At 62.6% G+C, this 13,763-nt stretch carries 13 protein-coding genes; 12 read left to right on the forward strand and 1 reads right to left on the reverse strand.

The window, feature by feature from the left end; all coding sequences use genetic code 11:
- The first annotated feature begins 70 nt into the window (after positions 1–70).
- From VFL62_RS04615 to ybgF, 10 genes are all read left to right on the forward strand, one after another.
- Positions 71–802 carry a TetR/AcrR family transcriptional regulator gene (locus tag VFL62_RS04615; protein WP_325171195.1) on the forward strand — a complete coding sequence of 244 codons (732 nt, stop codon included), beginning with the start codon at positions 71–73 and terminating at the stop codon, positions 800–802.
- Between the two features lie 104 nt (positions 803–906).
- Positions 907–1,383: a DUF2852 domain-containing protein gene (locus VFL62_RS04620; protein WP_325171196.1), complete on the forward strand. Its 477-nt coding sequence runs from the start codon at positions 907–909 to the stop codon at positions 1,381–1,383.
- A gap of 408 nt (positions 1,384–1,791) precedes the next feature.
- Complete coding sequence (gene tolQ, locus VFL62_RS04625) at positions 1,792–2,505, forward strand: protein TolQ (RefSeq protein WP_072817461.1); 714 nt, start codon at positions 1,792–1,794, stop codon at positions 2,503–2,505.
- Positions 2,506–2,549: 44 nt separating this feature from the next.
- Positions 2,550–3,020 (forward strand): biopolymer transporter ExbD, encoded by a 471-nt coding sequence (locus tag VFL62_RS04630; protein ID WP_325171197.1) that lies wholly within the window; start codon positions 2,550–2,552, stop codon positions 3,018–3,020.
- A gap of 3 nt (positions 3,021–3,023) precedes the next feature.
- Complete coding sequence (locus VFL62_RS04635) at positions 3,024–4,001, forward strand: protein TolA (protein WP_414644604.1); 978 nt, start codon at positions 3,024–3,026, stop codon at positions 3,999–4,001.
- An 89-nt stretch (positions 4,002–4,090) separates the two neighbouring features.
- Positions 4,091–5,422 carry a Tol-Pal system beta propeller repeat protein TolB gene (gene tolB, locus VFL62_RS04640; RefSeq protein WP_325171207.1) on the forward strand — a complete coding sequence of 444 codons (1,332 nt, stop codon included), beginning with the start codon at positions 4,091–4,093 and terminating at the stop codon, positions 5,420–5,422.
- 194 nt (positions 5,423–5,616) lie between these two features.
- Positions 5,617–7,944: a putative bifunctional diguanylate cyclase/phosphodiesterase gene (locus VFL62_RS04645; RefSeq protein WP_325171199.1), complete on the forward strand. Its 2,328-nt coding sequence runs from the start codon at positions 5,617–5,619 to the stop codon at positions 7,942–7,944.
- A 168-nt stretch (positions 7,945–8,112) separates the two neighbouring features.
- The gene (locus VFL62_RS04650) at positions 8,113–8,856 is read left to right on the forward strand and encodes an N-acyl amino acid synthase FeeM domain-containing protein (protein WP_325171200.1); all 744 of its coding nucleotides are present in this window, start codon (positions 8,113–8,115) and stop codon (positions 8,854–8,856) included.
- A gap of 332 nt (positions 8,857–9,188) precedes the next feature.
- Positions 9,189–9,677, forward strand: coding sequence for a peptidoglycan-associated lipoprotein Pal (pal, locus tag VFL62_RS04655; protein WP_325171201.1), 489 nt, complete (start codon positions 9,189–9,191; stop codon positions 9,675–9,677).
- Positions 9,678–9,842: 165 nt separating this feature from the next.
- Positions 9,843–10,880 (forward strand): tol-pal system protein YbgF, encoded by a 1,038-nt coding sequence (ybgF, locus tag VFL62_RS04660; protein WP_325171202.1) that lies wholly within the window; start codon positions 9,843–9,845, stop codon positions 10,878–10,880.
- A gap of 67 nt (positions 10,881–10,947) precedes the next feature.
- Here the strand turns inward: ybgF and VFL62_RS04665 are convergent, their stop codons facing one another.
- Positions 10,948–11,613 (reverse strand): 2-hydroxychromene-2-carboxylate isomerase, encoded by a 666-nt coding sequence (locus tag VFL62_RS04665; protein ID WP_325171203.1) that lies wholly within the window; start codon positions 11,611–11,613, stop codon positions 10,948–10,950.
- 110 nt (positions 11,614–11,723) lie between these two features.
- Between VFL62_RS04665 and tilS the strand changes: the two genes are divergently transcribed.
- Together tilS and VFL62_RS04675 are read left to right on the forward strand one after the other, a co-directional pair.
- The gene (gene tilS, locus VFL62_RS04670; RefSeq protein ID WP_325171204.1) at positions 11,724–12,791 is read left to right on the forward strand and encodes a tRNA lysidine(34) synthetase TilS; all 1,068 of its coding nucleotides are present in this window, start codon (positions 11,724–11,726) and stop codon (positions 12,789–12,791) included.
- Between the two features lie 238 nt (positions 12,792–13,029).
- Positions 13,030–13,763, forward strand: a 734-nt coding sequence (locus tag VFL62_RS04675) for an ATP-dependent metallopeptidase FtsH/Yme1/Tma family protein (RefSeq protein WP_325171205.1), incomplete at its 3' end; no start/stop codon positions are given.

Consider the following 13,763-nt stretch of genomic DNA (forward strand, 5'->3'; position numbering starts at 1 on the left):
AGTCCGGGAAGCCCCTTCCCCAGGCGCCCGGGCTTCAAATCGGCGTTTGCTTCATGTAAAAGACTTTTACATGAGCTGGCGCAAGGAAACCGGCCGCAACGAACGCGGCTATCACCACGGCAATCTGAAAGAGGCGCTGTTGCAAGCAGCGCTCGATCTCATCGCCACCAAGGGCGCGTCGGGCTTCACCTTTGCCGATGCGGCGCGCATTGCCGGCGTCAGCCCCGCGGCTCCGTACCGGCATTTTCGCGATCGCGACGAGCTGCTGTCGAGCATCGCGCAACGCGGATTCGAGCAGTTCGAACAGGCGCTGACGGAAGCCTGGGACGACGGGCGGCCCGACACGGTCTCGGCATTCGAGCGCGTCGGCAAGGCCTATCTCGCGTTCGCGCGGGAGAAGCCGGCCTTCTATTCGGCAATGTTCGAATCCGGCCTTGCGGCCGATGTCAGCGCGGGTCTGCACGCTGCAGCCGAGCGCGCGTTTGCGGTGATCCGTGCGGCCGCGGAACGGCTCGCTGCCCTGGCGCCGCCGGGTTCGCCGCGGCCACCGGCGCTTATGATGGCGCTGCATATCTGGTCGATGTCGCATGGCGTGGCTTCGCTGTTTGCGCGCGGCGATGGCGCGCGGCGCAAATTGCCGATGTCGGCCGAGGAACTGCTGGAAGCCGAAGTGCTGATCTATTTGCGCGGGCTTGGCTTTATGACCGACCGCCGCTCGGCGGCGCAGGCAGCTCCCGGAAAAGAACAGGGGAAAGCCGGTCCGCCGCCGGTGCCCCCGGGGCCGTGGGGCCGCCCGAAATAATTTTTGAGCGGCCGCGCTTGCGCCTGGCTTGACAAAAGGCAGGAAGGGTTTAGGTATGTAAATGTTATTTACATTCACAACGGCATCAGCCGATGGAGAGGGAAATGGCCTACACCGCAGATGTCAATCGATGGCGCGGCCCCACCGAAGAATACGACCACCCCCGCATGCTGCATTCGCCCTGGCATCCCGGCTGGATCGCCGTGACGATTCTCGGCTTCATCATCTGGTGGCCGATTGGTCTTGCCCTTCTCTTTTTCACACTCGGGAGCAGAAAAATGGGTTGCTGGAGTCATCACAATCGCTGGGCCAACAAGATGGAGCGGATGCAGTGGAAGATGGAGCGGATGCGCAACCGCATGGAGCGGCACAGCTTCCCGTTCGGTCAGCCCTCGAGCGGTAACCGTGCCTTTGACGAATACCGCATGGAGACGCTGCGGCGCCTGGAAGAAGAGCAGAAAGAGTTTCGCGAATTCCTCGATCGCCTGCGCCACGCCAAGGACAAGGAAGAGTTCGATCTCTTCATGGCGCAGCATCGCACCCGTCCGACGCCGCCGGCTGACGACCATCCCCAGAGCTAGGATCGGAACCAGGACTTAAGGCGTATCGCCCCTTACGACCTTGAGGCCTTTGAACCGCCCGTCTGCGAAAGCAGGCGGGCGGTTTGCTTTTTGCCGCCAAAACGGCCTCTTGAGGTCGTTTTAAGTCTTTGGTCGACCGCCGTTTCCTCCGTCCAAAATCCCCTTTGGTAACCGGACGTTAACCACGATTGGCGTCTGGTGAGGGGCGAAAGGACGCGCGGAAAGCCCTTGTTTTGACACGTTGGCAGGGGAAGCCAGCCTCGGCTTTGGACGGGCCTCCCATGTGACAGATCACGGCTTTTCGCGCCGGCATCAACAGCCCCGCGCTTTTCACGCGGCCGTAGGATCGAAAAGCCATCGCATTCGTACCTGATGGCATTGAGGACATTGCTTGAGAGGACATCGCTTATGAATCCGGCTGACGTGGCGCAGTCCGCCTTGCCATTGCCATCCGCTGACGTCTCGCTGATTGCCCTGTTCTGGCAGGCGCACTGGATCGTGAAATGCGTGATGCTCGGACTGTTGTCCTGCTCGGTGTGGGTGTGGGCGATCGCGATCGACAAGCTGATTCTCTATTCCCGCACCCGCCGCGCGATGGATCGTTTCGAACAGGCGTTCTGGTCGGGTCAATCGATCGAAGAACTCTACCGGACGCTTGCCGCCAAGCCGACGCAGTCGATGGCCGCCTGTTTCGTGGCGGCGATGCGCGAATGGAAGCGCTCCTTCGAAAGCCAGGCGCGATCGTTTGCCGGACTTCAGATGCGGATCGAAAAGGTCATGAACGTCTCGATCGCCCGCGAAATCGAGCGGCTGGAGCGACGCCTTCTGGTGCTTGCGACGGTGGGTTCAGCGGGACCGTTCGTCGGCCTGTTCGGCACCGTCTGGGGCATCATGTCGAGCTTCCAGTCGATCGCCGCTTCGAAAAATACCTCCCTCGCGGTTGTGGCCCCCGGTATCGCAGAAGCGCTTTTCGCCACGGCCATAGGCCTTATCGCCGCCATTCCGGCGACTATTTTCTATAACAAGTTCACTTCCGAGGTGAACCGGCAAGCCCAGCGGCTGGAAGGCTTCGCGGACGAATTCTCAGCCATCCTGTCGCGTCAGATCGACGAGCGCGGGTGAGGGCGAACCTGAGATCATGTGGGCACTAGCGTGAGCAGCGAAACATGGCGATGAACGTGGCAAGCTCGTCCGGTGGCGGGCGCCGAAGCGGCCGGCGCGCCGCCGTGATGGCGGAAATCAACGTCACGCCGATGGTCGACGTGATGCTGGTGCTGCTCATCATCTTCATGGTGGCCGCACCGCTGATGACCTCGAATATCGACATTGATCTGCCCGTCGCTTCGGGCGGCAAATCGATCGCCTCCAACACACCGCCGCTGACGTTGTCGGTCAAGCGCACCAACGGCAGCTGCAACTCCAATGTCGAGCTTTATCTTGGGGATGCGCCGGTTGCGGCGGCCGATTTGTTGCCTAAAATCAAGGCCATCCGGGAGACGCGGTCAGAAGCCGAAAGCGTAGTTTACCTGCGCGGCGACAAGGATGTCTGCTACACCGATATGATGAAATTGCTCGGGCAGATCCGGACCGCCGGATTCAAGGCTAATATCGTCATCATTCCCGAGCAGGGTTCCTGAGGGATGACCGACGAGGCGGCGGCTGATCGAAACGGAAGGCCTGGCTTGAAAGGCAAGATCGACAAGACAATTCTTGCGTCGATTGTCCTGCACGTCCTCGTGTTCGGGTGGGGCCTGTTTTCGTTTTCGACCAAGGCCTACGTGATGCCGGAGGAAGATGTTGTCGCTGTCGACGTGATCTCCGCCGATCAGCTGTCGCACGCGATGCAGGGCATGAAGACCGGCAAAAAGGAAGAGAAGAAGCCGCTGGTCGAGAAAGTCGCCGAGGCCAAACCGCCGGTCGACGACGCTGTCGGCAAGATCACCGAGAAGCCGCCGGTCGTCACCGACACCACGCCGCCGCCGCAACCTAAGCCCGTCGAAAAGCCGGTCGAGAAGAAGCCCGATCCGCCGAAGCCGGTGGCCGAGACCAAGCCAAAGGAAGAGCCGAAACAGCAGGTCGAGAAAAAAACCGAGACCAACGACCCGATCGCCGAAGCGATCAAGAAAGAAGAGAAGAAGCCGCCGAAGCCGGTAGCCGAAGTGGCCAAGCCGCCGCCGCAACCGCCCAAGCCGAAGGAACGCACCTTCGACCAAACCAAAATCGCCGCGCTGCTCGACAAGCGCGATCCCGCGCGTCAGGCGGTTACGGGCGACACGCTCAATTCCAACGCAGCGCTCGGAACGGCCAAGGGTTCGTCCGCCGACAATTCGGCCACATGGGGCGCGATGTTCCGTCAACAGGTTGAGCGCTGCTGGAAGAAGCCTTACGGAGGAATCGAAAGCCAGAATCCGGAAGCCGCATTCTCGATCCGGCTGAAGCGTGACGGTACACTGGAAGCGATGCCGGTGCCCGAGGGCACGCCCGCGACTCCCTATCTCAAAGTCTATCAGGAGAGCGCGCTGCGCGCGATCATCGAATGCCAGCCGTACAACCTTCCGGCCGCCTATTTCGACGAATGGAAATTCTTCGCGCCGGTGTTCACGGAACGAAGAGGCTGAAGCGAACGGATAACCTGAAACGCAGCCGTTACGTTCCGCGTATATGAAGTGAAGCCCCGCACATGACCGATAAAGATATCTCGCACAAAATGCCGTTTCACCTGAACCGCCGCCAGCTCGTTTCCGGCATCGCCTCGATCGGTCTGTTCGCCGCCGCTTCGGTTCGCCCAGCGATAGCGCAAAAGCGCATCCCGATTCCCGAAGGCGACTTCGCGCCAGTGCCGATCGCGATCCCGAACTTCGCAGCCGGCACACCGTCGGATAGTGATGTCGGCGCCGGCGTCACCCAGGTGATCACCAACAATCTCCGCCGCAGCGGATTGTTCGCGCCAATCGATCAGGCGGCCTATCTCGAAAAGGTCGTCAACTTCGACACGGTGCCGCAGTTCAACAACTGGAAGACCATCAACGCACAGGCGCTGGTGACCGGCCGCATGACGCGCCAGGGCGACGGCCGTCTGAAGGCGGAGTTCCGCCTGTGGGACGTCGCGACCGGCCAACCGCTCGCCGGCCAACAATATTTCACCCAGCCGGAAAACTGGCGGCGGATTTCGCACATCATCTCCGACCAGATCTATGAGCGCATGACCGGCGAGAAGGGCTATTTCGACAGCCGCGTGGTGTTCGTCGATGAGACCGGTTCGAAGGAGCGGCGCGTCAAACGGCTCGCGCTGATGGATCAGGACGGCGCCAACGTGCGTTATCTGACCCGCGGCAGCGACTTGGTGCTGACGCCGCGCTTTTCGCCTTCGACCCAGGAAATCACCTATATGGAATTCGGGCAGGGCGACCCGCGCGTCTATCTGCTCAACATCGAAACCGGCCAGCGCGAAATCGTCGGCAACTTCCCGGGCATGACCTTCTCGCCGCGCTTTTCGCCGGATGGCCAGCGCGTGATCATGAGCCTGCAACAGGGCGGCAACTCGAACCTGTTCGTGATGGACCTGCGGTCGAAATCGACCACGCGCCTCACCGATACGCCGGCGATCGACACCTCGCCGTCCTATTCACCTGACGGCTCCCGAATCTGCTTCGAGTCCGACCGGGGCGGAAAGCCGCAGATCTATGTGATGGGATCGAGCGGCGGCCAGGCCCAGCGCATTTCGTTCGGCGATGGCAACTACTCGACGCCGGTGTGGTCGCCGCGCGGCGACTACATTGCATTCACCAAGCAGGGCGGCGGCCAGTTTTCGATCGGCATCATCAAGCCCGACGGTTCGGGCGAGCGAATTCTCACGTCAGGCTTCCATAATGAAGGTCCGACCTTCGCGCCAAACGGACGCGTGCTGATGTTTTTCCGCGATCCCGGCGGCAATGCCGGGCCGTCGCTGTTTACAGTCGACATTTCCGGACGTTTCGAACAGCGCGTGCCGACGCCGGGCTTTGCCTCCGATCCGGCCTGGTCGCCGCTGCTGTCCTGACAGGGTTAATCCGGAAATCGCGGGCTCTCTCGAAAGGGTGTGCGGCAAACCTTGCCTAGCCTGCTGATTTCGTGGGCAGATTTGCCGTAACGGGACAAAAAACAACGTCCCGGTAACGATGTTCCCTCAGAAAGGCTTCACCCGCGGCGGGTAAGACTGCGCCGGCAAAAACGACGTCCGCGGTCCGCGCCAGCATGCAATTGGTCGACGAAAAAAGACAAAGCCATCAAGAGGAGCTGCCGCCCACGATCTATGCGGCGCTCGTCGATTCGCTTTTCCAGAATTTCACGGCGACCTTGGCCGGCACGTTGACCGCGACCATCGTCGCGGTCATGACGGCGCTGAAGACCGGCAATCACATGGTCTGGCCTTGCGCGATCTGGATTTCGATCGTCGGTATCGCGCGCGCGGTACAAATGCGCCAATACGAACTGGAGCGGCGGGTGTCTCCGCTCTCGCCCGAGCGCGCTCCCTGGTGGGAAAACAACTACAAGAATCTGGCCGATCTCTATGCGAGCTCGCTCGGCCTGTGGTGCTTTGTGGTCGTACTCGGCAGCGACGACGCCATCGCGCACATGCTGTGCGCCTCGGTCACCATCGGATACACGGCCGCGAGCGCCGGCCGCAACTATGCCCGCCCGTGGATCATCCAGCGGCACATCGTGTTCGCCTGCGCCCCGCTGGCGCTGGCGCTGATCCTGCACGGTGACGTGTATTACACCGGGCTCGGACTGCTGCTGGCGCTGTTCTTCGTCGGCTTGAAGCACATCAACCTCAGCCTCAACGCGATCTTCGTCGATGCGTTGACCTCAAGCATGAGGGAAGCGGCGCTCGCCACACGTTTCGATACCGCCTTGAACAACATGCCGCATGGCCTGTGCATGTTTACCAGCGACGGGCACCTGGCGGTCATGAACCACCGCTTCGGAGAGATGATGGATCTGCCGGCCGACCTCGCGCATCTGCGCCCGAGCGCTTCCGGGATCCTGGCCGCTTGCGTCGATGCCGGCTCGATCTCCGAAGCCAACGCCAATATGATCCTTGCCGAAATCGAGAACCCGCAGGCCAAGGGCATCATCACTACCGATCCGGACGTAGCACGCGGCCGATCGCTGTCATGGGCATTCCAGCCGATGGCCGACGGCGGCGCGGTTGTGCTGCTCGAGGACGTCACCGAGCGGCGCAACGCGGAAGCCAGGATCACGCATCTGGCGCGCTACGACGAACTCACGGGATTGCCGAACCGGGTCAATTTCCGCGACGAAATCGGCCATCTGCTGGCCAGCCCGCATGGCACCGACGAAACCTCGGCGCTGCTGTTCATCGATCTCGATCAGTTCAAACAGGTCAACGACACGCTCGGCCATCCCTGCGGCGATCAGCTGTTGTGCGCGGTCGCCGACCGCTTGCGCGCGATGCTGCGGCCTGAGGATTTCGTGGCGCGGTTCGGTGGCGACGAGTTCGTGGTGTTCCAGCAGAACATCAATTCGCCGGAAGATGCGGCCGCACTGGCGCGCCGCATCGTCGATCACCTCAGCGAGCGGTACAAGATCGACAATCACCTGGTCGAGATCGGCGCCAGCATTGGCATCGCGTTGACCTCGGGCGTCGGCGCCGACACGCTTCTGAAGAACGCGGACATGGCGCTGTACCGCGCCAAGGCGGACGGCCGCGGCACCTTCTGCTTCTTCCGCGAGGAAATGGCGCAGACCGTCGAGGCGCGCCGCATCCTCGAGCTCGACCTGCGCCGCGCGCTCGCGAACGAGGAATTCGAGTTGTTCTATCAGCCGCTGGTCAACCTGCAGAGCGGCAAGATTTCGACCTGCGAAGCGCTGCTGCGCTGGAATCATCCACTTCGCGGCACCGTGTCGCCGGCCGACATCATTCCCGTCGCCGAGGACATGGGCATGATCGTCGACCTCGGCCGCTGGATCTTGCGCAAGGCCTGCCTGGAGTGCATGCAGTGGCCTGAGGCGGTGAGCGTTGCGGTGAACTTCTCGCCGCAGCAATTCCACCAGCGCGACCTGCTCAGCGAAGTTCGCTACGCGCTCGACGTCTCGGGATTGCCGCCGGAACGGCTCGAAATCGAGATCACCGAATCCTCGCTCTTGCGGAACACGCAGCTCACCCACGAACTGCTTTCGCAGTTGCGCGAACTCGGCGTGCGGATTTCGCTCGACGATTTCGGCACCGGCTATTCGAGCCTGAGCTATCTGCATAATTTCCCCCTGCAGAAGGTCAAGATCGACCGTTCGTTCCTGGAAGGTATCGATACCGACCGCCCGCTGCGGCTCTTGCGCGGTGTCGCGCGGCTGAGTGCCGATCTCGGGATGTCGGTGGTGGTCGAGGGCATCGAGACCAACGAACAGCTTGAGCTCGTCAATGCCGATGGCACTGTCAGCGAGGCCCAGGGCTACCTGTTCAGCCGGCCGGTGCCGGCAATGCGGGTGCGGCAGCTCCTGAACGCCTCCCATGGCCGCCGGGCGGACGGCGATCCCTTCGCCTCGCGGTCGATCGCCTAGCAATATCATTACGTCGCTGTGGCCAGCTTGAGCGGGTTTATTCCCGTGCATCCGTATTTTTTCGGGGCGGGCAGGTTAACCCTGTTCGGCCGATCTGTTTGCACTTGCGGTAAGAAACAATTAACCTTCGGTTGTACGCGGCTAGGTGGTTGCTGCGAGGAGGTCTGATTGAGTTTAGTGCAAGAGACGCGGAGCGGCCCCCTCCAGAGCCAAATCGACCTGCTTGATCAAGTCGAGTACCGCCTGGCAGAGTCCGAAGCTGAAAAAGAAAAAATCTACAACTTAAGATATCGGGCGTACCTGACCGAAGGTGCGATCGAGCCGCGGGCCGATCAGCGCCTGGCCGATCGTTTCGATGAGCTGCCGAATTCCTGGACTTTCGGCATTTACCTCGGCGGCGAACTGACGAGCTCGGTTCGCATCAGCGTTGCCTCGCCGGATCAGAGCGACACGCCGGCCGTCGACGCTTTTCCGGACCTGCTCAAGCCCGAATTGGCCAAAGGCAAGGTGATCGTCGACCCCAACCGGTTCGTCGCCGATCCCGTCCGCCGCACCAAATATCCGCAACTGCCCTACGTGACGCTGCGGCTCGCTTATGTGGCGTGCGAGCATTTCAACGCCGATATCGGCACCGCAACCGTGCGCAAGGAGCATCAGGCGTTCTATCGCCGGGTGTTCTTGCACCAGCCATTGTGCCTGCCGCGCCCCTATCCGACCCTGACCAAACCGCTCTGCCTGATGGCCGTCGACTATCCCAAGCTGCGGGACAAGGTGTTTCGGCGCTATCCGCTGTTTCGCTCCACCGAAGCCGAGCGACAGATGCTGTTTGGGCGCAACCGCGGCGTGCTATCGCCGCTGCCGGATCTGCCGGAACTGCCGCTGGGGCAGGCGCCGATTTCGCCGACCGGTTAATCAGGCGCGCACAGCCCGTCGTCCAGCTCGAGCCGGCGCGGGGGTTCCGGCGAACGGGGGAACGTCCCGACCGATCGCCGCCACGTCGCGATATAGTGGTTTTGCGGGCAAAACGGTGCAGATCGCTTTGAAATAGCGATATATTCCCCCCGGCGGCCTTGCCTTCACCCTCGTGCCACATTTACAACGCATTAACCATCTCGGTCGCTTTTCGCCGTTTGGGGGCATTTGAACGGGTTCGGCAACACGCCATCAAGGTTGATGGAACGTTCGCTTAACCATCGCCCTGTAGACCGGATAGAAGTCGAAAACGTGAGCGTGGAGGCTCCCGAATGAAACACCCTATGCGTATCCTCCAGGGTCTGAAGCTGGCGGCGGCGCTTGCAATTGCGCTGTCGATGGGCGCCTGCGCAAAGAATTCGCTGACCGATGGCGCAATGGCGAGCGCAGCGACGCCGGGCAGCCAGCAGGACTTCGTGGTCAATGTCGGCGATCGCGTCTTCTTCGAGAGCGATCAGACCGACCTGTCGCCGCAGGCGATCGCCACGCTGGAGAAGCAGGCGCAGTGGCTGCAGACCTATCCGCGCTACACCTTTACCATTGAGGGCCATGCCGACGAGCGCGGCACCCGCGAATACAACATTGCGCTGGGTGCGCGTCGTGCGCAGTCGGTGCGCACGTTCCTCGCCTCGCGCGGTATCGACGCATCGCGGATGCGCACCATCTCCTACGGCAAGGAGCGCCCGGTCGCGGTCTGTAATGACATCTCGTGCTGGTCGCAGAACCGCCGCGCCGTCACGGTGCTGAACGCGAATTCGTAAAACGCCTGAATTGGAAGAGTTTGCCGGCGCCCTCGAAAACGAGCGGCGCCGGTTATGCTTTTGGACTAGTTTTTATCGGTCCATGTGATTTGTCTCAGTCACATTTTTGGCGTACTCCCTCTCGCAAGCTGATCCACCGTCGCGCTCACTGGCTGTAACGCCCAAATGTCATTCAGCATTCATAAAACCACCCGCGCCGCCGCGCTGGCCTCGGCGCTTGCGCTATGCGCTGCCGCCGGACCGTCGCCCGTGCTCGCGCAATCCGACGAGGTCGATCCGGAGGTCCGGATTCAGCAGCTTGAAAATCAGCTGCGGCAGCTCACCGGGCAGAACGAAGAGCTGCAATATCGCAACCGCCAACTCGAAGAGCGTTTGCGCATGCTCCAGAGCGGCACGCCAGCTTCGCCTCAGGGCACGACGCCCGGCCAGCCCGGCGCTCCCATGACGAACACGGCAGCGGTGCCTCCGGTGCAGCCGGGGCCGTCTTACCAGCAGCAACCGCCGGTCTATCAGCCGCCGCCTGGCGGCTATCAATCCCAGGTCGCCGCACCCGCGCCGATCCTCGCCGAGCCCGCAGCGCCTCGCGGCGGTCGCCGTGGCGATGCCTTCGACCCCACGCAGAATCCCAATGCGCCTGGCGCGCCGCGCGCGCTCGGTGGCGGCCAATTGCCGATGCCCGCGGAAGCGCCGATCGGCGCTCCCGGAGGCCGCGGCGCCGGCGAGCCGCTCGACCTTGCCAATAGCGGTGGCCCGCCCGGTGGCGCCGGACAGCCGCGCAACAACGCCGGCGGTGCGGCGCTCACCACGCTGCCACCGTCGGCGACGCCCAGGGATGAGTTCGATCTCGGCGTCGGCTACATCCAGCGCAAGGACTATGCGCTGGCCGAAGAAACCATGCGCAATTTCCAGCGCAAATATCCGAGCGATCCGTTGACTGCCGAGGCGCAGTTCTGGCTCGGAGAGAGCCTGTTCCAGCGCCAACAATATCGCGAGGCGGCGGAAGCCTTTCTCGGCGTGACCACGAAACACGATCGTTCGGCAAAGGCCCCGGATGCCCTGCTGCGCCTCGGCCAGTCACTGGCCGCCTTGAAGGAGAAGGAGGCGGCTTGCGCGGCCTTTGGCGAGGTGACGCGCAAATATCCGCACGCCGCGGGCAACATCAAACAGACCGTCGAGCGCGAGCAGAAGCGCTCCAAGTGCTGAGCCTGCCCGAGTACTGAGCTTGCCGATCGCGTAACCGTGGGCGCCCGGCTGATCCTGCCGGTCAGCGTCATGTCGGCGCGCGGGCCGCAGACGGCTTGATCGTGGCGACGTGCCGCATCTCCCCGGACTCGAAAATATCCGGGTTGTCGAGATAAGCCCGCGCCATCGGCAAGGCGTCGACACCCCAGAATAGTTCGTCCCCGATCTGCAATGTCGGTACGCCGAAAAGTCCCGCTGCGATCGCTGCCTCGGTGTTGGCCCGCAGCTTGGCCTTGGTTTCCGGAGCTTCAGCCAGAGAAGCAGCCGCTGCGGGCGCGAGGCCGAGGGCCGCGCTGGTCGCCTGCCAGTTCTCTTCGGTTGAAAGATCAAGACCGTCGCGCCAAATGCGATCCATCACGGTTCGGACAGCGCGCGGGTTGGCCTCCAGTGCAACAAGAAGGCGCAGGGTCTTGAGCGGATTGAATGGGTGATGCGGCGGAAATCGAAATGCGATTCCGCGCTGTTGTGCCTCGAAGACACATAACCTGTAGGTGTGAAGGCGCTTCGGCGGAATCTCGGCGGGGCCGCGATGGCTCCAGTGCTCAAGCAGGGCGGCGAACAGGATCGGTCGGTAGCTGATGCTCATGCTCTGCGCGAGGCGCTCGATTTCGGCGAGCGCAAGATACGAAAATGGGGAGACGACGTCGAAGTACCAGGTCGCCTGTTTGAAGGATTTTGGGGGCGCCGAAGCCATGGGATTTCTTTCGGAGTAGGCCTGCGCACATCTGGCGCGGTTTTCGATCGGTCGAGCTGCAAGGCACCATATGGCCATGCGCTCGTTCCATCGTCATAATGGCGGTCGATATGAAGGACGACGATAGCTCCGCTGTATCGGGCCGGGAAGCGAAAGAATTGTTCGCAGCCTGGAAGAATCTGCCTGCCATCGTGCTGGCCGTCTCGGGCGGGCCGGATTCGGTCGCCTTGTTGTGGCTAGCTGCGCGCTGGCGAAACGCGCTTTCGCGCGGACCCCGCCTTTTGGCGGTGACGGTCGATCATGGCCTGCGGGCCGAGTCCGCGCGCGAGGCGCGCGAGGTCAAGCGCCTGGCTCATACGCTCGGGGTCGCACATCGCACGATGCGCTGGACCGGAGCCAAGCCGAAATCGGGCGTTCCGGCGGCGGCGAGGGCGGCGCGTTATCACTTGCTCGCAAGAGCCGCGCGTGGCGGCGGCGCCAGCCATGTCCTTACCGCCCATACAAGGGACGATCAGGCCGAAACGCTGTTGATGCGGTTGCTTCGCGGCAGCGGCATCAGTGGTCTGGCGGCGATGGCGCGCGAGAGCGAACGCGATGGCGTGGTCATTGCCCGGCCGCTCCTGAGTATTTCAAAGTCGCGGCTCATCGCGACGCTGGACCGCGCCGGGATCGGTTTTGTCGACGACCCCACCAATCACGATACCGGTTTCACCCGGCCGCGCATCCGCCAGGTGATCGAGGGACTTGCTGCAGAAGGCGGCGATGCCCGCAATCTTGCGCGGCTGGCATCCCGCCTCGCCCGTGCTAATGCCGCGATCGATGTCCTGGTCGATGGCGCCGCGCGTTATCTGGCGCTCAAGGACCGCTGGGCGATGTCGCCGCCGGCAACGCACCGCCGTTCGGAAAATGCCAGCTTCGATGCCGAAAGCTTTGTGGTCCTGCCCGAGGAGATCCGGCTGCGGCTCCTGCTGCGTGCAATCGACCGGTTCGGCCACGAAGGGCCCGCGGAACTGGGCAAGGCCGAAGCGCTGCTGGCCGCGCTCGATCAGACCGTGCAAACCGGCGGAAAACGCCGGCAGAAACGTCTGAAACAGACCCTCGCCGGCGCCCTCATCAGCCTTACCGGCGGGCGAATTGTCATCGAACCGGCTCCGCCGCGGCGGCGGCGGGGGAGCTAGGCCGGATTTTCGCAAGGCCCCCGCATTTTGCGGGTCTTAACCACCCCCCAAAACACCCTATTTCGAAGACATGAATCGAACCGTATTTGCCCCGGGATAGGCTAAATAGTCTCATACGGTTCCCTTGGCAGGGGCCGCCTTGGCACCTAAATTATGATGCGCGGTTGCGTGGTAAGGAGTCTCTCGCGCGTACCCCAAGGAACAAGGCCGCGATCCGCGCGACCACGAAGGAAAATCAATGAACGCCAATCTGCGCAATTTCGCCTTGTGGGTCATTATTGTCCTGCTGTTATTGGCCTTGTTCACGCTCTTCCAGAATCCGGGCCAGCGCGCGTCCTCGACCGACATCTCCTTCTCGCAGCTTTTGACCGAGGTCGATCAGGGCCATGTGCGCGACGTGGTGATCCAGGGGCCGGAGATTCACGGCACCTTCACCAACGGCTCGAGCTTCCAGACCTATGCGCCGAACGATCCCTCGCTGGTGACACGCCTCTATAACGGCAAGGTCTCAATCACCGCCAAGCCGCCCGGCGACAATGTGCCTTGGTTCGTCTCGCTGCTGGTGTCGTGGCTGCCGTTCATTGCGCTGATCGGCGTCTGGATTTTCCTGTCGCGGCAGATGCAGGGCGGCGCCGGCAAGGCGATGGGCTTTGGCAAGTCGCGCGCCAAGATGCTGACCGAGGCGCATGGCCGCGTAACGTTCGAGGACGTGGCGGGCGTCGATGAAGCCAAGCAGGACTTGCAGGAGATCGTCGAATTCCTGCGCGACCCCGGCAAGTATCAGCGGCTCGGCGGACGCATTCCGCGTGGCGTGCTGCTGGTCGGTCCTCCCGGCACCGGCAAGACGCTGATCGCGCGTGCGGTCGCCGGCGAAGCCAACGTCCCCTTCTTCACCATTTCCGGCTCGGACTTCGTCGAGATGTTCGTCGGCGTCGGCGCCAGCCGCGTGCGCGACATGTTCGAGCAGGCCAA

Origin of the sequence: Bradyrhizobium sp., from assembly GCF_035701725.1 — a bacterium.
Lineage (GTDB): Bacteria > Pseudomonadota > Alphaproteobacteria > Rhizobiales > Xanthobacteraceae > Bradyrhizobium.